The sequence below is a fragment of the Haloferax sp. Q22 genome (assembly GCF_001482285.1).
GTDB lineage: Archaea > Halobacteriota > Halobacteria > Halobacteriales > Haloferacaceae > Haloferax.
Map to the genome: position 1 here is coordinate 55915 of NZ_LOEP01000023.1, position 20559 is coordinate 76473.

A 20559-nucleotide genomic window follows, 5' to 3' on the forward strand; every position below is an offset into this window, starting at 1 on the left:
AGTTAGGTGTTCGGGACGGGTATCAATCCTGAAACCGACCCCGGCGGCGGGTCAGAACAACGCGAGTTCGACGAAGCCGACGAGCCGAATCGAAAGCGAAAACAGCGCCATCGCGGCCACGGGAACCCACACTGATTTCGAGCGGTGGTAGCCGAAGGCGGCGAATCCGAACGCGAGCACCCACAGGACGTGCTTGACGCCGCCGGGAACGTCGTCGAAGACGGTGCCGAACGCGACCAAGCCGAGCAGTCCGAAGGCGAACACGGGGGCGAGCGCCGGGCGCGAGAGGGGTCGAAGCGACCGCTCGACTGCACTTCGGTACGTCACGCCGACCGCGACACAGCCGCAGACCGTCGCGACGAGGAGAAGGCCGAGAATAGTGACACGCCACGGTTTCGGGAAGACGACGAGCGTGAACGCGGCGTCCCGAAGCACCGAGTGAAAGAACGCCGCGAGCGCGGTCGCAGCGACGACCGCGCGAGCGGGCGCGAGACCGACCCGCGACGAGGCGAGGTCGAACGCGACCGCGACGAGGAGACCGAACCCGACCCCGGTGAGCACCACGTCTTCGGCGGCCTGAACTGCCGCCGTCACGACCGACGCCTCGGGGTGGTACGTCCACCCGAGAAGCGCGGCGAGCGAGGCGTCGAACCCGACCGCGAAGAGGACGCTCAGTGCGACGACGGCGAACGCGGGAGCGAGAACCGTCGCCGCCGCGTCGGCGAGGCGGGCGCGCTCGGGAAGCCCGAACGACGGCGGGACACCGCGATAGCGCGCGTAGACGAGCGTCGGGACCGCGAGGCCGGCGACGTTCGGCGACGCGAGCGTACCCGCCACCGGGACGCCGAGGAGTCTGAGCGCGGCCCAGTAGCTGACAGCGCTCGTAACCGTGAGACAGGCGAGAAAGAGCCCGAGCCGACCGAGTTCGGTCGCTTCGCTCGGGAGCGAGTCGTCGGGGCGGAGTTTTCGGACGACGGTCGTGACTCTCGACACGGCTGGAGCGACCGGTCGGCGGGACAAATCGCTATCGGCCGCTCGGCTCGGACGGGAGAGAAAACGGCACACCTACCGGTCACGGGCCGGTGCGTCGAAAGAAATGTTCGGATGAGCGCCTTAGATGACGCGGTTCTGCAGGTAGTCGAGGTGCTTCGCGTTGTAGACGATCTTGACCTCGTCCTCGACCGGCGAACCGATGCAGGTGAGACGGACGTTCTTGTCGTTGACTTCCTCGTCGGAGAGAATCTGCTGCATGTCCATCTCGATTTCGCCCTCCTTCAGGATGGACGCACAGTTCGCACAGGCACCTGCGCGGCAGCTGAAGGGCCAGTCGTAGCCCTGCGCCTCTGCGGCTTCGAGGATGTACTCGCCCTGATTAACTTCCATCTCACCGTAGTCTTCGGCGTCGAGACCGGCGTCGGCGGCCTGTTCGAAGAGGTCGTCGTCGTCGAGGTCCCAGCCGTTGTCGTCGAGAACTTCGTAGTTGAGGTAGGTTACCGTGGGCATCGACAGAGGATTCGAAGGCCACCCCATTAGACTTTGCTGTTCCGTGCGCCGAATTCGACCCGCGCCGCGGCGGCGACCGCCCGTTTGTTACATTGTTGACCGTGATAGTTCTGGATTAACAGACGCGGCGATTGAACGCTTCAGATAACGCCAGCGGAGAACAGCGCGTACGATGCGATGGCCGAAAGCGAGGGCGTGAGCATCCAGAAGAAGATGACTCGCCCGGTCGTGCCGGGGTCGAACAGGTCCTGCGCGGAGAGTTCGTCGGGGGCTTCCTCGCCCATCTTCGGCACCTCGTCCTCGCGCTCGGCGGTGAGCGCGTTGACCGATACCTGCGGGGCCTCCCCGCCGCTCAGGGCCTCGCCGAGCGTGACGGTTCGGGTCGCCCGTCCCCAGCCGAGGCCGACGATGCACATCGTCGCGCTCACGGCGAGGCTGGCGGGGATACCGATGGCCGACAGGAAGGAGATGAGTGACGCGCTCACCGTCTCGACGATGAGCGCCGCGAGGATGGGCAACTGCGTGAGGTCGTTTCCGACCGTGTCGAGCGTCCGGCGGGCGATGGTGAACGCGCCGAGGCCGATGGCGCCGCCGGCGACGAGGATGCCCGTGTTCATCTCGAGCGCGCCGTTGCCGACGAGCGGGGCGACCGCGTTGGCGACGTTCGACGCGCCCGCGGAGAACGCCATGTAACAGGCGACGACGACGACGAGGATGGTGCTCCCGAACTCGCGGTACGTCGTGTTCGGCCCGAGTCGCAGCCGCGGGATGCCGCCGTCGCGATCGAGCGTGACGAGCGCACCGGGGCTCTGGTCGAGTTTGAGCCACGCGTCGAGATACGGGTAGATGTACCGCCCGATGACCGCGCAGATCCAGAAAGCGATGACGGGCGCGACGATCCACCACGAGATGATTTCGAGCATCACGCCGGAGTCGAGCGACCCGTTGGCGAGGCCGAGGCCCGCGATGGCCCCGACCGCCGTCATCGACGTGGAGGCGGGGACGCCGAAGGTGTTAGAGACCAACAGCGCGAGGCCGACAAAGAAGAGGACGGCGACGCTCGCCGCGAGCGTGAACTCGCTTTGCGGGACGATTTCGCCGCCCATCTTGGCGACGACCTCTCTCCCGATCGTCCACCCGCCGAGGAGCGCGAACCCCGTCATCAGGGCCGCAGCGGCGAGTTTCCCGAGCACACCGCTCCCGACCGCGGGACCGAAGGCGACCCCCGTGGACGAGCCGCCGATGTTGAACCCGACGAACACTGCCACCAGGAGACCGACGAAGAGGAGTGCTTCTACCACGCAGTCACCTACTGACGCGGGAATAAAAGGGACGGCGGTCGGTGGCCGACCATCCTGCTGACACCGACGCCGACGCGGCGGCCGGAACCGACCCGTCCGCGGCGAGCGCGCTCAGTTCGACGCGGTGCGAATGGCCTGGTCGAGGTCGTCGATGATGTCGTCGACGTCCTCGATACCGACCGACAGGCGGACCATGTCGGGCGTGACGCCCGCGGCGGCCTGTTCGTCCTCGGTGAGTTGCTGGTGCGTTGTGGACGCCGGGTGGATGACGAGCGTCTTCGCGTCGCCGACGTTGGCGAGGAGCGACGCGAGTTCGACGTTGTTGACGGTGCCCTTGGCGGCCTCGTAGCCGTCGGTGAGGCCGAAGGTAATCATGCCGCCGTAGCCGCCGTCGAGGTACTTCGACGCTTCCTCGTGGGTCTCGTGGGATTCGAGGCCGGGGTAGTTCACCCACGACACCTTCTCGTGGTCGTCTAAGAACTCCGCGACGGCCTGCGCGTTCTCGCAGTGCGCGCGCATCCGAAGCGGGAGCGATTCGAGCTTTTCGAGCGTCTGCCACGCGTCGAACGGCGACTGGGCGTTGCCGAGGTCGCGCAGACCGCGGGCGATACCTGCGTAGGTGAAGCCGGCGGGGCCGAACGTCTCGTCGAAGTTGACGCCGTGGTACGCCGGGTTCGGCTTCGCGATTTCGGGGTAGTCGTCGGCGTACTCGTCCCACGGGAAGGTGCCGCCGTCGACGAGGATGCCGCCGATGGTCGTGCCCGCCCCGTGAATCCACTTCGTCGTGGACTGCCAGACGAGGTCCGCGCCGTGCTCGATGGGGTTGCAGAGGTACGGCGTGGCGAACGTGTTGTCCACGAACAGCGGCGTCCCGTGGTCGTGGGCAATCTCGGCGATGGCCTCGATGTCGGGCGTCACGAGCGCCGGGTTGCCGATGGTTTCGAGGTGGACGAACGCGGTGTCGTCGTCGATGGCCTCCTCGTAGGCGTCCACGTCGAGGGTGTCCACGAACCGGGTCGTGACGCCGCGGCGCTCGACGGTGTGAGTGAGGTAGGTGTAGGTCCCGCCGTACAGCGACGACGCGGAGACGATGTTGTCGCCGGCCGAGGCGAGCAGGAAGGTCGCGAGGTCGAACGCGGCCATCCCGGACGAGGTCGCGACCGCGCCCACGCCGCCTTCGAGCGAGGCGAGACGCTCTTGGAGCATCCCGACGGTCGGGTTCATCAGCCGCGAGTAGATGTGGCCCGGCTTTTCGAGGGCGAACTGCGCGGCCGCGTCGGCGGCGTCCTCGAAGACGTACGAGGTGGTCTGGTACAGCGGCGGGGCGCGCGCGCCCGTCGCGGAGTCGGGGCTCTGTCCGGCGTGGAGGCTCCGAGTGTGGAAGCCCGGGCTGTCGTCGTCGCTCATACTCGAACGTCGAATCGAACGGGCGTAAAGCGCGGTGGCGGTCGCAATTCCCGCCGGCTTCTGCGACGCGATAGCAATTGACAAGAAACCCCTGAGAATCGAGGGGAGGGTCTCGAAGCGACCGGCTGCGCCTCAGCGCGAGAACAGCGAGGAGTGGACCGGTGCGAAGTCCTTCTCCTCGTCGGGTTCGCCACCGTCGGTCGCGGTGTCGGTCACCGCGCGACCCGCGACGCCCTCGTCGACGAAGTCGCCGAGCGGCGGCCCGACCTTCTCGGGTTCGACGAGGAAGGCGTCGTGGCCGTGGTCGGACTCGACGACGTGGTGGGCGACCGGCGCGTCGACACGGCGGAACGCGCCCGCCAGCGACTCCGACTGCTCGGTTGTGAAGTGCCAGTCGCCGGTGAACGAGACGAGAAGCGACTCGCCCTCGAAGGCGGCGAGCGCGGCCGCGTCGGACTCGTAGCCCTCCGAGAGGTCGAAGTCGTCCATGGCGCGCGTGAGGTACAGATACGCGTTGGCGTCGAAGCGCTCGGCGAACTTCTCGGCCTGATAGTCGAGGTAGGACTCGACCTCGCGGTACGGGAAGAACGCGGCCGCGGGGTCCGACGGGAAGGCGTCGCCGCGCTCGCCGCGGCCCGCCGAGCGCCGACCGAACTTGCGCTCCATCGAGTCCTTCGAGAGGTACATCAGGTGGCCGAGTTGGCGGGCGAGTCCGAGGCCCGCGTCGGGCGACGGGCGGTCCTCGCCGTAGTAGTCGCCGCCGTTCCAGTTCGGGTCCGAGGTGATGGCGCGGCGGGCGACGGCGTCGATGCCGAGACACTGCGAATCGAGGCGGGCCGCCGAGGCGACGACGACGAGGCGTTCCACGTCGTCGGGGAACTGCACGGCCCAGTCGAGGGCGTTCATGCCGCCGACGGAGCCGCCGACGACGGCGTGCAAGCGACCGACCCCGAGGTGGTCGAGCAGGCGGCGCTGCGCGCGGGTCCAGTCGTGGACCGTGACCGGCGGGAAGTCCGTGCCCCACGGCTCGCCGTCCGGTCCCTCGCTGGCCGGGCCGCTCGTGCCGTAACACGACCCCGGGACGTTCACGCAGATGACGTAGTAGTCGTTGGTGTCGAGCGCCTTACCCGGGCCGACGATGTCGCCCCACCACGCGCGGGCCTGCCCGGAGACGCCCGACTCGGTACCGTGACCGGCGACGTGCTGGCTCCCGGTGAGACCGTGACAGACGAGGACCGCGTTCTGCCCGTCGAACTCGCCGTAGGCCTCGTAGGCGACCTTCAGGTTGGGCAGTATCTCTCCCGACTCGAACTCGTGTTCGCCGATGTCGACGACGTCGGATTCGACCCGGCGACCGGGCGTGGTTCGCGTTCGGCTCATCGCTCCTCCGCGTCCTCGGCCGCCTGCTGACGCAGAGCGTGTTCGATTGCCTGGTCGAGGTCGGCGATGATGTCGTCGGCGTCCTCGATGCCGACAGACAGCCGGAGCATGTCGGGCGCGACGCCCGCGGCGCGCTGTTCGTCCATCGAGAGCTGAGCGTGCGTGGTCGATGCGGGGTGGATGAGAAGCGTCTTCGCGTCGCCGATGTTGGCGAGGAAGCTCACGAGGTCGACCGACTCGCAGACGGTCTTGGCGGCCCCGTAGGCCGCCTCGTCGTCCGCGCCGTCGAGGCCGAACGTGACCATGCCGGCGTAGCCGCCCTGTAGGTACTCGGTCGCAAGGTCGTGGGTTTCGTGGTCCTCGAAGCCGGGGTAGGTGACCCACGCAACGCCGTCGCGGTCGCGGAGGAACTCGGCGACTTGCCGGGCGTTCTCGCAGTGGGCGCGCATTCGGAGCGCGAGCGTCTCGACGCCCTGAAGCGTCTGCCACGCGTCGAACGGCGACTGGCAACTGCCGGTGCTCCTGACGGCGCGCTGGCGGACGGCCTCGGCGAAGGCGCGCTCGCCGAACCGCTCGACGAAGTCGACGCCGAAGGCGGGATTTTCGCCGGAGAGTTCGTCGTAGTCGGCCGCGTCCCACGGGAAGGTGCCGCCGTCGACGACGACGCCACCGACGGTCGTGCCGGAGCCGTGGAGCCACTTCGTCGTCGACTCCCAGACGATGTCCGCGCCGTGTTCGATGGGTCGGCAGAGCGCGGGCGTGGCGAACGTGTTGTCCACGACGAGCGGGACGCGGTGCTCGTGGGCGACCTCCGCGATGGCCTCGAAGTCGGGCGTCTTCAGCGAGGGGTTCGCCACCGTCTCGACGTGGACGAAGGCGGTGTCGTCGTCGATGGCTTCCTCGTAGGCGTCCACGTCGAGCGTCTCGACGGTCCGGGATTCGATGCCGCGTCTGACGGCGGTCTTCGAGAAGTACGAGGCCGTGCCGCCGTACATATCCTCCGAGAGGACGACGTTGTCGCCGACCGACGCGAGGACGGTCGTGAGCGCGTCGAGCGCGCCCATCCCGGAGGCGGTGGCGACCGCGTCGACGCCCGATTCGAGGGCGGCGAGGCGGCGTTCGAGGATGCGGGTCGTCGGGTTGGAGATGCGGGAGTAGACGTCGCCGTCGGCTTCGAGGGCGTACAGGTCCGCGGCGTGGTCCGCGTCGTCGAAGACGTACGACGTGGTCTGGTAGAGTGGCGGGGCGCGGGCCCCTGTCGCCGGGTCCGGGTCCTGTCCGGCGTGGAGGCCGAGCGTGCGGAAGCCTCGGTTCATGTATGAGGTGCATAATCTTCGACAGAGGAATAACCGTCAGTTACGGCAAGCGTTGCCCGTGGTTTGGGGTGAAAAGCGGCGGCCGGTTCGGAGGGGTCGGAGGAGACGAGACACGACGAGATGGTCCGTGCCGGAGGGGAACTTGCATACCTCGGCGGCGCGAGAGTCGGAGTAACCCATGAAGTGTCTCCGGGCTCACTTCGACGCCGACGAGAACCCGTTCGGGAGCCCGTACGACGTGTTCGCGGTCGACGGCCGCCACCCGTGCGGGGAGCTTCGCGACCTGCGGCTCCGTCCCGACGGAACCGTGGTCGAACTCTGCGTCCTCGAGGACGCACCGCCGGACATCGAGGCGCGGCTGGCCGACCACCCCGATATCGTCGATTTCGACGTGGGCGAGACGGCCGACGGCGGCGTCGTCTGCCACGTTCATCTCGTCCCCGACGACGACGTGCGACGGCTGCTCGAACTCGTGGACGAACACGACCTGCTTCTCGACACGCCGATTCGGCTCACCCGCGAGGGCGTCGTCGTCAACGTCCTCGGGAGCCACGCGCAGCTCACGGGCGCGGTCACGTCGCTCCCCGACTCGCTCACCGACGCGTTCTGCGTGGACGGCCTCTCGGACTACGAACCGGTTCGCGGCGGCGTCCGCGCGGACCTCACCGCCCGCCAGCGCGAAGTGCTCGACACCGCCGTCGAGCGCGGCTACTACGACATCCCGCGGCGGGTGTCGGTCGAGGAACTCGCCGCCGAACTCGACTGCTCGCAGAGCACCGCCTCGGAACACCTTCGAAAGGTCGAATCGCGCGTGATGAACCGCCTCGGGTGACCCCCGCCGTCGCGTCGCCGACTTGGTGGGCCACTATATAAAGGGCCGGCCGGCATCGGCAGTAGCGCCATCCCGGTTCCGCCCGTAGTTTCAGCTATGTCAGAAGCGACGCAACCCGGTCGAGAACGACCGCCGAGTCCCCCGTCGAAACCCGTGGTCCACCACACTCTCCGGTACGCGGACGACCCGCTCGCGTTCGTCACCGAAGTCGCTCGCGAGTACGGTCCGGTCGCCGAGTACGACATCGGCGGCATCTCGTTTTACCAGCTGAGCGACCCCGAACTCGTCGAACACGTCCTCGTGCAGGAGAACCAGCGGTATATCAAAGGCGAGCTGTTTCAGGAATCGCTCGGGACGGTCCTCGGCGACGGCCTGCTCACGAGCGAAGGCGAGTTTTGGCGGCAGCAACGCCACCTGATGCAGCCGGCGTTCCTCCCGCAGATGCTGCAGCGCTACAGCGAGGTGATGGTCGACTATACGGAGCGAATGCTGTCGTCGTGGGAGGACGGCGAGACGCGCGACATCCACGAGGACATGATGAGCCTCACCGTCGAAATCGCCGCGAAGACGCTGTTCGACGTGGACATCCGCGAGGAGGAGTCCGCCGTCGGCGACGCCCTCGAAACCGTCATGGACTACTCGTCAACCTCGATGAAGCGACCGGTGGACGTTCCGCGGTGGGTCCCCACCCCGCGTAACCGCCGGTATCAGCAGGCGCTGGACGACCTCACCGAGGTCGTCGGCCGCATCGTGACGGAACACCGCGACGACGACCCCGACCCCGAGGCCAACGACGTCGTCTCGCTCCTGTTGACGTTCCGCGACGACGACGGCGAACCCCTGCCGGACGAGCAGATACGCGACGAACTCGTCACCATCCTCCTCGCCGGCCACGAGACCACCGCGCTGGCGCTCACCTACACGCTCCACCTCCTCGGGACGAACCCCGAACAGGCGGCGACGCTCCGCGAGGAACTCGACGCCGTCCTCGACAGCGATCGCCCCGGCTTCGGCGACCTCGACGACCTGACCTACACCGAGCAGGTCGTCAAGGAGGGGATGCGCGTCTACCCGCCGGTGTGGGAACTCATCCGCGAGGCCGCCGAACCCGACACGGTCGGCGGCTACCGCGTCGAACCCGGACAGACCGTCGCGGTCCAGCAGTGGGTCCTCCACCGCGACCCGCGGTTCTACGACGACCCCCTCGAATTCCGGCCGAGTCGGTGGACGAAGGCGTTCGAACGCGACCTTCCGAAGTACGCGTACTTCCCGTTCGGCGGCGGCCCGCGCCGGTGTATTGGTGACCGCTTCGCCATGCTCGAAGCGCGCCTCGCGCTGGCGACGATTGCCCAGTCATGGACGGTCGACCCGACTCACGACCTGTCGTTCGACCCCTCGATTACGCTCCGGCCCGAAGGGTCGGTCGAGATGGTCGTGAACCGCCGGTAAGCGCCGGTGGAAATCGCGGCGGCGGCGCGTAGTCTCACCCCGTTTTCACCCGCCGTCGTCGCCAACACGCTTATTCGCCGAGGCCGTGGACCGGTTCCATGGCCGGAGACTTCCTCCTCGTCGCCGCCGTCTTTCTCGCCGTCGGCCTCCCGGCGGCGGCGTTCCCCTACCGGGTGTCGAAGCTCGGCGAACAGGTCGACGCCATCGGGAGCAAGACATCCAAAGACGAGGTCGAACCCGCCGAGTGGAACGTGACGCTCACGCGGTTCGTCGGCGTCTTCATGTCCGCGCTCGGGGTCGCCTACCTGTTCGCGTGACGCGGGTCGGCAAGGACCGTCGCCGCCGGCCTGCCACACCCGGCACAGTAGAGGTTTCCTGTTCGCGTGACGCGGGTCGGCAAGGACCGTCGCCGCTGGTCGCACCGGCCCACACGCCGTCACCCCGGAGCGTTTACCCGCCGTCCGGCCGACACCCGAACCAATGAGCGACGCCGACGTCGACGCCGAGTCGAACCCGTACCTCCGCGACCCGCCGACCGAGTTCGAACCCGCCGAGTCGCTCGCGCGCGAGGCGGCCGAGGAGCAGGCCGCGCTCCTCCGCGAGGCCGTCCGCGAGCACGACCACCGCTACTACGTCGAGGCCGACCCACTCATCTCCGACGCGGCCTACGACGCGCTGTTCTCCCGCCTTGTGGCGCTCGAAGGCGCGTTCGACCTCGACACGACCAACAGCCCGACGAACCGCGTCGGCGGCGAGCCAATCGACGCGCTGGAGACGGTCGAACACGTCGCGCCCATGCTCTCGATCGACCAGAGCACCGAGGCCGACGACCTCCGGGAGTTCGACGAGCGCGTCCGCCGCGAAGTCGGCGAAGTCGACTACGTCTGCGAACCCAAGTTCGACGGCCTCTCGGTCGAAGTCGTCTACGAGGACGGTGAGTTCGTGCGCGCGGCCACCCGCGGCGACGGCCGACGCGGCGACGACGTGAGCGCACAGGTGAAGACGATTCCGACCGTGCCGCTGTCGCTCCGCGGCGATCACCCCGACCGACTCGCCGTCCGCGGCGAGATTTACATGCCGAAATCCGACTTCAGCGACCTCAACGCCCGGCGCGTCGAGGCCGGCGAGGACGCCTTCGCCAACCCCCGGAACGCGGCCGCCGGGACGCTCCGTAACCTCGACCCCTCGGTCGTCGCCGACCGCCCGCTCGCGGTGTTCTTCTACGACATCCTCGACGCGAGCGCGCGGCCCGACAGCCAGTGGGCCGCCCTCGACCGCCTACGCGAGTGGGGCCTCCGCGTCGCCGACAGAATCGAACGCGTCGAGGACGTGGCGGGAGCCATCGACTACCGGAACCGGATGCAGGCCGCCCGCGACGACCTCGACTACGAAATCGACGGGACGGTCATCAAGGTGGACTCGCGGGACGCCCGCGAGCGCTTGGGCGAAAAGAGCCGCTCGGTCCGCTGGGCGTTCGCCTACAAGTTCCCCGCGCGCCACGAGGTGACGACCGTCCGCGACATCGTCGTGCAGGTCGGACGGACGGGTCGGCTCACGCCGGTCGCCATCCTCGACCCGGTAGACGTGGGCGGCGTCACCGTCTCGCGGGCGACCCTCCACAACCCCGACGAGATAGCCGCTCTCGGCGTCGCGGTCGGCGACCGCGTCCGCGTCAAGCGCGCCGGCGACGTGATTCCGCAGGTGGTCGAAGTCACGGAGGACGGCGGTGGGAGCTACGAGTTCCCCGACGAGTGCCCGGTCTGCGGGAGCGCCGTGGACCGCGACGGCCCGCTGGCGTTCTGTTCGGGCGGGCTGTCGTGTCCGGCCCAGCGCGAGGCCTCTATCGGCCACTTCGCAGTCAAGGGCGCGATGGACATCGACGGCCTCGGCGAAGAGCGCGTCTCCCAACTCGTCGACGCCGGCCTCGTCGAGACGGTCGCCGACCTCTACGACCTGACGGCCGATGACCTCGCCGAGTTAGAAGGGTGGGGCGAGACGAGCGCCGAGAACCTCGTGGCCGCCGTCGAGAACTCGACGAATCCCGCTCTCGACTCGTTCCTCGTCGGCCTGAGCATCCCCGAGGTAGGCGAGGCGACCGCCCGCGGTCTCGCCCGCGAGTTCGGGTCAATCGAGGCGTTTCCCATCGAGGCCGACGCAGAGGACGGCGAGTTCGACGCGTTCGAAGAACGCCTGACGACGGTGCCCGACGTGGGCGAGACGGTGGCGCGTCGCGTCCGCGACTTCTTCGAGAACGAGGACAACCGCGCGGTGATTCGCGCGCTCCTCGACCGCGGTGTCGATCCCGAACCCGTCGAATCCGGCGGCGACGAACTCGACGGCCTGACGTTCGTCGTGACCGGGACGCTCGCCGCGAGCCGGGGCGACGTGAAGGACCTCGTCGAAACGCACGGTGGCAGCGTCACGGGCTCCGTTTCGGGCAACACCGACTACCTCGTCGTCGGCGAGAACCCCGGCCAGTCGAAGCGCGACGACGCGGAGGCGAACGACGTGCCGACGCTCACGGAAACCGAGTTCGAGGAACTGCTCGCGGAGCGCGGCGTGGCGTATCCGCCGGAATAGAACAGTCGGAGGTCGGCGTCGCCGAGGCGGGCGCGCCCACCTCAGGAGTCAGTAGTTCCGCCTCAGAGGTCCGTCTTCTCGAACGCCCGGTAGCCGAGCAGCGGCGGGACGACGATCCACGCGAGGAGGATGGCGAGGATGAACGGCCCGGTGAAGTAGAACGGAAGCGACTCCGCGAACGTCGACTCGATGGCGAACCGCTCGGCGAGGCCGGCCTTGAACAGGCGGGCGGCGACGGCGGGGCCGTACAGTTCCGCGACCAGCGTCTCGTAGGCCCGAAGCGGGTTCAGGTACTTAATGAAAAGACGCATCTGGACGATTTGCGGCGCGGTCAGCGCGGTGAGACCGAGCTGTTCGATGACCCAGTTGACGAGCCGCGGGACGCCCGTAGCGACCGTCGACCAGAGGACGGCGAAAATGAAGTACAGCCCGACGGTGCCGAACAGCGCCTGTCGCTGGGAGGCCGACGTCGCCGAGAGCCAGACGCCGATGGAGACGAACGCCGTGGCGAGGAGTCCCGAGAGGGCCACCTGCCCCGCGTAGGAGACGAACATGACCTGCCCGCCGGTGAACAGCATCGCGAAGAGGGCGACGATGAAGCCGACGAGCATCGAGATGATGACGACGAGCGTGCGGCCGACGAGCTTTCCGAACACCACGTCGCGCCGGGAGTTCGGCAGCGACAGCAGGAGCTTGATGGTCCCCGACTCGCGCTCGTCGATAAGCGAGCCGTGGGCCGTCACGAGCGCGATGAGCGCGAGGACGAACCCGAGCATGCCCGCGTAGGAGAAGTTGAACAGCCCGCCCGGTGCGGTGGTGAGGCCGAACAGCGTCTCGGAGTTCGCGCCCGCACCGGAGAGCAAGACGCCGTAGAACAGCGCCGCCGACCCGCCGATGAGGAGGGCGAAAAACAGCGTCAGGCCGAGGAGCCACCGCGACCGGAGGGCGTCGCGGAAGTCCTTGCGCGCGACCGATTCGAGCGTCATGCTGTCACCTCCGGTTCGTCGGCCGAGTCGTCGCCCTCGGTGTACGCGAGGAAGATATCCTCCAGCGACGCGGAGTCGGTCTCGAAGTCGGCGACGGTCGCGCCGCCGGCCTCGACGGCCTCGATGACGCGCGACTTGGCGTCGTCGGTACAGCCGACGACGAGTCGCCCACCGTCCGATTCGACCGACGAGACGCCGGCGAGCGCGCGGACCGCGTCGAGGTCGGCGTCGCCGTCGACGTCGATTCGGAGAACCGAGTCGGTCTCGATTCGGCTACGGAGCCCTCGGATACTGTCCTCGGCGATGAGTCGGCCGTCGCGCATGATTCCGACGCGGTCGCAGACCGCTTCGACCTGTCCGAGCACGTGGCTGGAGAAGAACACCGTCGCGCCGCGGTCGGCCTCGGTGCGGACGATATCGCGCATCTCGCGCGCGCCGGCGGGGTCGAGACCGGAGGAGGGCTCGTCGAGGACGAGGAGGTCTGGACTCCCGGCGAGCGCCATCGCGAGCGCGAGGCGCTGGGACATCCCCTTGGAGTAGCCGCCGACGCGGCGGTCCGCCTCGTCGGGGTCGAGGCCGACGCGGGAGAGCAGTTCGTCGGGGTCGTCGTCGGCTTCCTTCGACTCGATGGCGAACTCGACGTGTTCGCGCCCGGTGAGTCGGTCGTACACGTCGTACCCTTCGGGGAGCACGCCGGTCCGACGCCGGACGGCCACGCTCTCGGCCTGTGCGTCGTGTCCGAGCACGCGGACGGACCCGCTCGTCGGGCGCACGAAGTCGAGGAGCATGTTGATTGTCGTCGATTTTCCGGCACCGTTGGGACCGAGGAACCCGAACACCTCTCCCTCCGCGACGGAGAACGAGAGGTTGTCGACGGCGGTGACGGCGTCGGCATCGGACGACGGGAGGAGAGAATCGAACAGTCCCTCGTCGTCCTCAAACCGTTTCGTCACTCCGTTCAGTTCGATGGCGGCCATGGGCGGGCCTGCGTCGCACTGGGTTAAAGGGTTTTAGGTGCAAAAATCACGGGCGATAACATTCCCGCGCAAAGCGGGGAGTCAGACGGAGGAGTCACATCGTCGTAGTCGTTCGATTCGGTCGGTATCGACGGTCGGTGTCGACGGCCGACGGGGCCGCTTCAGACCTCTTCGTCGGGGTCGTGGGAGTCGGCCATCTTCGTCGCTTCCGCCGCGTACCGCTCGCGCAGGTCGTCGTCGTCCACGGGTTCAAGGTTCTCGGTCGGCGCGTCGATGGCGGCGGTGACGGTCATCCGACGCTGGTGCATCACGGCCGCGGCGAGCTCCTTCCGGAGTTCGTACTCGCCGTCGGGCGTCGCGTAGATGAGGATGATGAGGTCTCGGTCGTCGTAGGACCGCTCGACCAACCAGAGTCGCGTCGTGTCGTCGCTCATGGCCCGTGGTTCGGACGGGGTTCCCTTACGCGTGCCGGCATCGACGCCGACCGTTCGGAACCCGGCTCAGGAGCGATTGCCCGTCAGTTCCTCGACTTCCATGGCGAGCGCCGACAGCGCCTGCGTGCTCTCGTCGGTCGCGCTGACGATGCTGTCGACCGCGCCCTCGGTCTCGACGGTCCGGTCGCGCACGTCCTCGATGGTCGCGGTCAGTTCCTCGACCGCCTCGGCCTGCTCGTCGGTCGCGCGGGAGACCTCCGCGACGCCGTCTGCGGCGGTGTCGATGGAGGTGGCGATTTCCTCGAACGCCGCCAGCATCTCGGAGATACGGTCGTCGGCGTGCTCGATGCGGTCGTTCGACTCCGTCGCCGCGTGGACCGCCTCGCCGGTCTGCGACTGGATGTCCTCTATCTGCGCGGTGATGTCCTCGGTGTGCTGGCGCGTCTCGTCGGCGAGCGACTTGACCTCCTCTGCGACGACGGCGAACCCGTCGCCGTCCTCGCCGGCGCGGGCGGCCTCGATGTTCGCGTTGAGCGCGAGCAGGTTCGTCTGTTCGGCCACCTCGGAGATAACCTCCACGACCGCCTCAATGTCGTCCATGCGGCCGCCGAGTTCGGTCACGCGGTCGACGAGTTCGTCGCCCATCGTGACGACGCTCTCGGTCGCCTCTCGCGCCTCGCTGTTGGCCTCGCGGCCCTCGGCGGTCGCCTGCCGCGCCTCCGTGGCCGCCGCGTCGACCTCGTCAGCGGTCGCGGCGACCTCCTCCATCGTCGCGCTGAACTGCTGCATCTGGGTCGCGCCCTCGTCGAGGAGGTCGCGCTGTTCCTCGACGTTATCGACGATGGCGTCGGCCGCCGAGGCGGCCCGCGTGACCGCCGCGGTCGCCGTCTCCGTCTCGTCTTCGACGTTCGACGCCAGCGTCGAGAGATTCCGCGCCGTCTCGTTGACCGCGTCGACGACGAGGTAGAGTTGGTCGTCGACGGCCCCGCTTTCGTCGATCGTCGCCCGCGCGCCCAGATTGCCCCGACTCAACTGGGTCAGCGTCGACTCGACCTCGGAGACGAGCGCGGCGACCTCGCGGTGGCGCTCGACTTCAGTCGTCCGGTTGCGGACGGTCTGGAGGACGCCGACGAGGTCGTCACCCTCGTAGAGCGGCATCGCCGTGTGCCGGACGTGGCAGTCGTCGCCGTTCACGTCCGCAAACGTCTCCTCCGCGGCGTAGAGCAGGCGGTCGGAGTCGTCGAGTTCCACGCCGTCGAGTGTCGCCGCGTCGCGGGGGTTGTCGAGGACCTGCCCCGCGAGCACGCTGGCCGCGGAGTCGCCGTAGAAGGCATCACCGAGGTCGCGGCGGCCGAGCGCGGCGTCCGCGGACGTGCCGGTCAACGACTCGACGCCGGCGTTCCACGCCGCGATACGACCCTGCTCGTCGAGGACGAACGCCGGGAGACCGACGCCGTCGAGCAGTACGTCGTCGTCGACGTTCAGGTCCGGCGCGTCGGTGGCGGAACCGGCGACGATTCCGCCGTCTGGTAACGGAGTCTCCTCACCGAACCACGAACGGACGCGTGAGAGTATACCAAGTGACATTAGAGGCCACGTTTTAGAGCATCACAGGAGTATCTTTCGAGCAGATTATCAATTTGGATAACTCCATGGCGGATGGGATGGCCGAGTCGGCCGCCCCGCTCGACGCGTCAGCCTCAAGCCCTTCGCGCGGTAAGCCACCTCAGATGGACCCTGCCGCGGTCAGCGAACGAGCCAGCGCGCTTCCGTCGGACCCCGGCGTGTACCAGTTCGTCGCCGGCGACGCGGTGCTGTACGTCGGGAAGGCGGTCGATATCCGCGCCCGCGTCCGGTCGTACGCGGACCCTCGCTCGGAGCGCATCTCCCGGATGGTCGACCGCGCGGAGCACATCGACTTCGCCGTTACCGACACCGAGACGCAGGCGCTCCTCCTCGAAGCCAACCTCATCAAGCGCCACCAACCGCGCTACAACGTCCGCCTGAAAGACGACAAGTCCTACCCGCTCGTCCAACTGACGGCCCACGCGGTCCCGCGCATCGAAGTCACCCGCGACCCCGAGGACTCCGCGACCGTCTTCGGGCCGTACACCGACAAGGGCCGCGTCGAGACGGTTGTGAAGGCCATCCGCGAGACCTACGGCCTCCGCGGCTGTTCGGACCACAAGTATTCGAACCGCTCGCGGCCGTGTCTCGACTACGAGATGGGCCTCTGTACGGCCCCCTGTACCGGCGAGATATCGGAACGAGACTACCGCGAGGACGTTGAATCGGCAGTTCGCTTTTTCGAGGGCGAGACGGGCGTCCTCGCCGACCCGCTCCGCCGGGAGATGGAAGCCGCCTCACAGGACGCGGAGTTCGAACGCGCCGCCAACCTCCGCGACCGACTGGAGGTCGTCGAGTCGTTTCACGGCGCGGGTGAGGACGCCGTCTCGTCGCAGTCCGACGAGCGCGCCATCGACGTGCTCGGCGTCTCGCTCCGCGGCGACTCGGCGACCGTCGCCCGGCTCCACGCCGAGCGCGGCCAACTGGTCGACCGGACCCGCCACCACCTCGACGCCCCGGAGGGCGAAGACCGCACGGCCGCCGTCCTCTCGGCGTTCCTCGCGCAGTTCTACGCCGAGCGCGAACTCCCCGACGCGGTCGTCCTCTCGGAGCATCCCGACGACGAGGACGTGGTCGCGTGGCTCGAATCGGAGGGTGTGGGCGTCCGCGTCCCCGGCGCGGGCCGCGAGGCGAAACTGGTCGAACTCGCCCTGAAGAACGCCCGCCGGCGCGCCGGCCGCGACGACGGACTCGCCACGCTCGCCCGCGAACTCGACCTCGACGTGCGCCGCGTCTCCCGTATTGAGGGCTTCGACGTGAGCCACGCACAGGGCAAGGCCGTGGTCGGCAGCGACGTGTGCTTCGTCGACGGGAGCGCCGAAACGTCGGACTACCGCCGGCGGCGACTCCCCGAGCGCAACGACGACTACGCGAACATGCGCGAACTCGTCCGCTGGCGGGCGACTCGCGCGCTGGAGGGCCGCGACGACCGCCCGGACCCCGATTTACTCCTCATCGACGGCGGCAAGGGGCAGTTGAACGCCGCACTCGACGCCCTCGACGAGACCGGCTGGGACGTGCCCGCCGTCGGCATCGCCAAGGACCGCGAACTGGTCGTCACGCCCGACCGGACGTTCGACTGGCCGGACGACGCGCCGCACCTGCACGTCCTCCAGCGCGTCCGCGACGAGGCCCACCGCTTCGCCGTCCAGTACCACCAGACGCTCCGCGACGAGGTGAAGACCGTCCTCGACGACGTGCCCGGCGTCGGCGAGAAGACCCGCCGGGCGCTCCTCACGCGGTTCGGGAGCGTCGAAGGGGTTCGCGAGGCGTCCGTGGAGGACCTGACCGACGTGCCCGGCGTCGGCGAGAAGACGGCCGCGGAGCTGAAGCGGCGGCTCTGAAACGAGGGGCTACGCCTCGAACACCGGCGAACGAAACACGAGCGCCGCGGCGACGAAGACCCACGGAACGACAGTGACGACGCCGACGGCGGTCGGACCAAGTAACGATGGCGCGCCGGTCGTCGCGAAGACGACCCCGAGGCTCCCGAAGGCGTTGAACATGCCGTGACCGAGCGTCGCGGGCCACACCGAGTCGGCGCGGAGCGCGACCCACGCGAGGAACACCCCGACCATCGTCGTCATCCAGACCATCGCCAGAAAGCCGGTCCACGGCGCGACGGGGTAGTCGAACCCGTAGTTGTAGCCGAGCGCGATGAGCGGCCAGTGCCACGCGCCCCAGACGACGCCCAGAAGGAGGATCGCCCGGCGGGGACCGAGCGGGAGGAGCTTCTGCAGGAGGTACCCCCGCCAGCCGAACTCCTCGCCGAAGGCGAAGGCGGTGTTCACCGTCGCACCGAGGACGAGCGCCTGTACGACCTGTGCGACCAAGACGAGTTCGAACGACGTGCCCGCCGGGAGAACTCCGCGGAGCGCCGTCGCGTCGGGGTCGAAGTACGCCGGAAAGAGCGCGAAGAACAGCGCCGCACCGACGGCGATGAACAGACCGGGGACGAGCCACGCGAGGAGGTAGGTTCCGACGTTCGACCGAACCGCAGGGCGAATCTGCAGGTCGGCCCATCCCTCCCCGGTGACGAGTCGGGTGACGACGTTCGCGACCGACGGCGAGAACATGTAGAACGTGCTGACGAGCACGAGCCACAGCGGGAGTCCGAGGGCGACCGGCGGCGAATTCGTCAAGCCGCCGGTGAGAGACACGGCCAGCGCGGTCGCGCCCGCGAGGCCGAAGGCGACGAGGAGAAAGACGGAGACGCGACGGGGCTCAAACGACTCGGCGCGCGCGTTCGGTTCCGTCCGACCGTCCCCAACTGTAGACATACGAGAACTATCGACCGGCGACGGGATAACGGTTGACCCCGCGGAGACACGCGTGTCGGCGGGGAAGCCGCGGCGACCGCAAAAAGTCGGTGTGTTACGAGCCGAAGCGGCTTACGCGATTTTGTTGTACTGGTCGCGGAGCTTCTCGGCCGCGTCGTCCATGAGGTCGGCCTCGTAGTCGTCGAGGTCCCACTCGACGACCTCCTCGATGCCGTTCGAGCCGAGTTTGACGGGGACGCCGAAAGCGGTGTCCTCGTAGCCGAACTCGCCGTCGAGAACGAGCGAACCGGGGAGCACTTCGCCGGTGTCGTGCAGGACGGCCTCGACCATGTGGGCGACGCCGGTCGCCGGGCCCCACTGGGTCGCGCCCTTGCGCTCGATGACGTCCATGGCGGACTCTTGGAGATCGCCGAGAATCTCTTCTTTCTCGTCGCCGGAGAACTCGGGGTCGTTGCCGTCGACACGGACCTTCGAGAAGACGGGCACCTGCGCGTCGCCGTGCTCGCCGAGGATGGTCGCGTCAACGTTCTTGACCGGCACGTCGAAGCGCTGGCTCAGGACGTAGCGGAAGCGGGCGGAGTCGAGGCGGCCGCCGAAGCCGATGACTTTGTGGCGGTCACGGTCGCCCGTCTCGTAGAGGTGGCGGTTGAGCAGGTCGACGGGGTTCGACGTGGTGATGGAGACGAAGTCGTCGTTGTGCTCCGCGAGCGAGGAGCCGATGTCGTCCATGATGGGGGCGTTGTCGCCCGCGAGGTCGATGCGGGTCTGTCCCGGCTGCCGCGGGATGCCCGCCGTGATGACGACCACGTCGGAGCCGGCGGTGTCCTCGTAGCCGCCCTGCGTCACGACCGTGTTGGAGTCGTACGCGATGCCGTGGTTCGTGTCCGCCGCCTGTCCGACCGTCTTGTCTTCCATCTTCGGGATGTCGACGAACACGAGTTCGTCACAGACATCGCGAAGCGCGAGGTTGTACCCAGCCGCGGCGCCGACCGTCCCGGCCGCACCAATCACGCTAACTTTCGTCATACCACATTAACCAGGCTGTGGATTCCGAGTAAACGTTTCGAAACGGGCACCGAAGCGCCGTCTGTCGATTATCTATTCGTCAGTCGTCGAATTTCGACCGACAGCGGCGGGGTGTCGTCGGCCGCGAGAGCCGGTGAAACCGCCGGTGACGGAACCACCCGAACGACGCCGTGGGGTTTTTCGACACACGTCGCGTCCACACGCACATGAGCGACTTCGACAAGGAAGCAGAGCGCCAGCGACTTCGGGAGAAGTACGAGCGAGACGAGAAGAAGCGCCGTTCGACCCAGCGCATGAGCGAGTTGCTCCTCAAGGGCGCGACGATGACGAACAAGCACTGCGACAACTGCGGCGACCCGCTGTTCCGCTACGAGGGGCAGGTGTTCTGTCCGACCTGTCAGGGCGAAGGGCAGGCCGCGGCGAGCGCGGACCAAGATGCCGAGCAGGCAGCCGAGGCGGCCGTCGAAGCCGATGCGGCGGAGAGAGAGGTCGAGGCCTCGTCTGGCGGGGCATCCGAGTCCGTAGAGAGCGCCGAGGCGGCGACCGGCGCTGCGGCCGTCAACGCCGAGGCGTCGGACTCCGAGCGACCGCAGGCCGGAGCGCGACAACCGGCGCAGGCTCGGGAGAACCGCGTCGCCGACGAGGTGCGCCATGACCCTACCGGCGCGAACGGGCGCGCCGCGACACCGACGCGCGCGAGAAGTGCAGGCGAGCAGGGGGCCGGGCGGCGTGCGCCCCGTGAGGTCGCCGGCGACGTGACCGACGCGCGGGAGTCGCTCGTGCGGACGCTGACGTGGGCCGCCGAGCGCGCCGAGTCGACCGACGACCCGCGGCGGGCGACCGAGTATCTGACCGCCGCGCGCGAAGCCGCCGAGGCTATCTCCGCGCTCGACCGATAAGCGACCGGCGCACCGTCATCGCTCTCGGCGGTTGAGATCGCCATACTGCAGTCCCTCTGTTTC

18 protein-coding genes are annotated in these 20559 nt (G+C 68.4%); 6 read left to right on the top strand and 12 right to left on the bottom strand.

Annotated elements, in window-relative coordinates:
• Positions 1-51: 51 nt before the first annotated feature.
• The 6 genes from AM590_RS10435 to AM590_RS10460 all read right to left on the bottom strand — a co-directional run bounded on the left by AM590_RS10435 (position 52) and on the right by AM590_RS10460 (position 6907).
• Positions 52-993 carry a hypothetical protein gene (locus AM590_RS10435; protein ID WP_058827430.1) on the bottom strand — a complete coding sequence of 314 codons (942 nt, stop codon included), beginning with the start codon at positions 991-993 and terminating at the stop codon, positions 52-54.
• A gap of 120 nt (positions 994-1113) precedes the next feature.
• Entirely contained in the window at positions 1114-1503 is a 390-nt protein-coding gene (gene fer / locus AM590_RS10440) for a ferredoxin Fer (protein ID WP_004974109.1), read from the bottom strand.
• Positions 1504-1643: 140 nt separating this feature from the next.
• The gene (locus AM590_RS10445; RefSeq protein WP_172795789.1) at positions 1644-2765 is read right to left on the bottom strand and encodes an inorganic phosphate transporter; all 1122 of its coding nucleotides are present in this window, start codon (positions 2763-2765) and stop codon (positions 1644-1646) included.
• Between the two features lie 150 nt (positions 2766-2915).
• On the bottom strand, positions 2916-4211 hold the full coding sequence (locus tag AM590_RS10450; RefSeq protein ID WP_058827432.1) for an O-acetylhomoserine aminocarboxypropyltransferase/cysteine synthase family protein: 1296 nt from the start codon (positions 4209-4211) through the stop codon (positions 2916-2918).
• Between the two features lie 132 nt (positions 4212-4343).
• Complete coding sequence (gene metX, locus AM590_RS10455) at positions 4344-5591, bottom strand: homoserine O-acetyltransferase (RefSeq protein WP_058827433.1); 1248 nt, start codon at positions 5589-5591, stop codon at positions 4344-4346.
• Positions 5588-6907 carry an O-acetylhomoserine aminocarboxypropyltransferase/cysteine synthase family protein gene (locus AM590_RS10460; protein WP_058827434.1) on the bottom strand — a complete coding sequence of 440 codons (1320 nt, stop codon included), beginning with the start codon at positions 6905-6907 and terminating at the stop codon, positions 5588-5590. Before AM590_RS10460 ends, metX begins: the two co-directional genes overlap by 4 nt.
• A gap of 178 nt (positions 6908-7085) precedes the next feature.
• On the opposite strand from AM590_RS10460, the gene AM590_RS10465 reads away from it, so the two are divergent.
• The 4 genes from AM590_RS10465 (at position 7086) to ligA (ending at position 11768) form a co-directional block, all read left to right on the top strand.
• Positions 7086-7739: a helix-turn-helix domain-containing protein gene (locus tag AM590_RS10465; RefSeq protein ID WP_058827435.1), complete on the top strand. Its 654-nt coding sequence runs from the start codon at positions 7086-7088 to the stop codon at positions 7737-7739.
• 96 nt (positions 7740-7835) lie between these two features.
• Complete coding sequence (locus AM590_RS10470; protein WP_058827436.1) at positions 7836-9188, top strand: cytochrome P450; 1353 nt, start codon at positions 7836-7838, stop codon at positions 9186-9188.
• Positions 9189-9286: 98 nt separating this feature from the next.
• Complete coding sequence (locus AM590_RS10475) at positions 9287-9505, top strand: hypothetical protein (RefSeq protein ID WP_058827437.1); 219 nt, start codon at positions 9287-9289, stop codon at positions 9503-9505.
• 163 nt (positions 9506-9668) lie between these two features.
• Entirely contained in the window at positions 9669-11768 is a 2100-nt protein-coding gene (ligA, locus tag AM590_RS10480; RefSeq protein ID WP_058827438.1) for an NAD-dependent DNA ligase LigA, read from the top strand.
• A 62-nt stretch (positions 11769-11830) separates the two neighbouring features.
• Here the strand turns inward: ligA and AM590_RS10485 are convergent, their stop codons facing one another.
• From AM590_RS10485 to AM590_RS10500, 4 genes are all read right to left on the bottom strand, one after another.
• Entirely contained in the window at positions 11831-12754 is a 924-nt protein-coding gene (locus AM590_RS10485) for an ABC transporter permease (protein WP_058827439.1), read from the bottom strand.
• Positions 12751-13731: an ABC transporter ATP-binding protein gene (locus AM590_RS10490; protein WP_058827440.1), complete on the bottom strand. Its 981-nt coding sequence runs from the start codon at positions 13729-13731 to the stop codon at positions 12751-12753. Before AM590_RS10490 ends, AM590_RS10485 begins: the two co-directional genes overlap by 4 nt.
• Before the next feature lie 161 nt (positions 13732-13892).
• Positions 13893-14165 (bottom strand): hypothetical protein, encoded by a 273-nt coding sequence (locus tag AM590_RS10495; RefSeq protein WP_058827441.1) that lies wholly within the window; start codon positions 14163-14165, stop codon positions 13893-13895.
• 66 nt (positions 14166-14231) lie between these two features.
• Positions 14232-15752, bottom strand: coding sequence for a methyl-accepting chemotaxis protein (locus tag AM590_RS10500; protein ID WP_058827442.1), 1521 nt, complete (start codon positions 15750-15752; stop codon positions 14232-14234).
• A gap of 143 nt (positions 15753-15895) precedes the next feature.
• Here AM590_RS10500 and AM590_RS10505 point away from each other — a divergent pair, with 143 nt between their 5' ends.
• The gene (locus AM590_RS10505; protein WP_058827443.1) at positions 15896-17635 is read left to right on the top strand and encodes an excinuclease ABC subunit C; all 1740 of its coding nucleotides are present in this window, start codon (positions 15896-15898) and stop codon (positions 17633-17635) included.
• Positions 17636-17644: 9 nt separating this feature from the next.
• On the opposite strand, the gene AM590_RS10510 is transcribed toward AM590_RS10505, so the two are convergent.
• Both AM590_RS10510 and mdh read right to left on the bottom strand, forming a co-directional pair.
• Complete coding sequence (locus AM590_RS10510) at positions 17645-18571, bottom strand: CPBP family intramembrane glutamic endopeptidase (RefSeq protein WP_058827444.1); 927 nt, start codon at positions 18569-18571, stop codon at positions 17645-17647.
• 111 nt (positions 18572-18682) lie between these two features.
• Positions 18683-19597, bottom strand: coding sequence for a malate dehydrogenase (mdh, locus tag AM590_RS10515; protein ID WP_058827445.1), 915 nt, complete (start codon positions 19595-19597; stop codon positions 18683-18685).
• A gap of 206 nt (positions 19598-19803) precedes the next feature.
• Here mdh and AM590_RS10520 point away from each other — a divergent pair, with 206 nt between their 5' ends.
• The gene (locus tag AM590_RS10520) at positions 19804-20496 is read left to right on the top strand and encodes an Sjogren's syndrome/scleroderma autoantigen 1 family protein (protein ID WP_058827446.1); all 693 of its coding nucleotides are present in this window, start codon (positions 19804-19806) and stop codon (positions 20494-20496) included.
• The last annotated feature ends 63 nt before the right edge of the window (positions 20497-20559 follow it).

Bases quoted from the DNA above. Each gene is read 5' to 3' on its own strand.
- fer (WP_004974109.1), bottom strand. From the start codon at position 1,503: ATGCCCACGGTAACCTACCTCAACTACGAAGTTCTCGACGACAACGGC.
- AM590_RS10450 (WP_058827432.1), bottom strand. From the start codon at position 4,211: ATGAGCGACGACGACAGCCCGGGCTTCCACACTCGGAGCCTCCACGCC.
- metX (WP_058827433.1), bottom strand. From the start codon at position 5,591: ATGAGCCGAACGCGAACCACGCCCGGTCGCCGGGTCGAATCCGACGTC.
- AM590_RS10460 (WP_058827434.1), bottom strand. From the start codon at position 6,907: ATGAACCGAGGCTTCCGCACGCTCGGCCTCCACGCCGGACAGGACCCG.
- AM590_RS10465 (WP_058827435.1), top strand. From the start codon at position 7,086: ATGAAGTGTCTCCGGGCTCACTTCGACGCCGACGAGAACCCGTTCGGG.
- AM590_RS10470 (WP_058827436.1), top strand. From the start codon at position 7,836: ATGTCAGAAGCGACGCAACCCGGTCGAGAACGACCGCCGAGTCCCCCG.
- AM590_RS10475 (WP_058827437.1), top strand. From the start codon at position 9,287: ATGGCCGGAGACTTCCTCCTCGTCGCCGCCGTCTTTCTCGCCGTCGGC.
- ligA (WP_058827438.1), top strand. From the start codon at position 9,669: ATGAGCGACGCCGACGTCGACGCCGAGTCGAACCCGTACCTCCGCGAC.
- AM590_RS10485 (WP_058827439.1), bottom strand. From the start codon at position 12,754: ATGACGCTCGAATCGGTCGCGCGCAAGGACTTCCGCGACGCCCTCCGG.
- AM590_RS10490 (WP_058827440.1), bottom strand. From the start codon at position 13,731: ATGGCCGCCATCGAACTGAACGGAGTGACGAAACGGTTTGAGGACGAC.
- AM590_RS10495 (WP_058827441.1), bottom strand. From the start codon at position 14,165: ATGAGCGACGACACGACGCGACTCTGGTTGGTCGAGCGGTCCTACGAC.
- AM590_RS10500 (WP_058827442.1), bottom strand. From the start codon at position 15,752: ATGTCACTTGGTATACTCTCACGCGTCCGTTCGTGGTTCGGTGAGGAG.
- AM590_RS10505 (WP_058827443.1), top strand. From the start codon at position 15,896: ATGGACCCTGCCGCGGTCAGCGAACGAGCCAGCGCGCTTCCGTCGGAC.
- AM590_RS10510 (WP_058827444.1), bottom strand. From the start codon at position 18,571: ATGTCTACAGTTGGGGACGGTCGGACGGAACCGAACGCGCGCGCCGAG.
- mdh (WP_058827445.1), bottom strand. From the start codon at position 19,597: ATGACGAAAGTTAGCGTGATTGGTGCGGCCGGGACGGTCGGCGCCGCG.
- AM590_RS10520 (WP_058827446.1), top strand. From the start codon at position 19,804: ATGAGCGACTTCGACAAGGAAGCAGAGCGCCAGCGACTTCGGGAGAAG.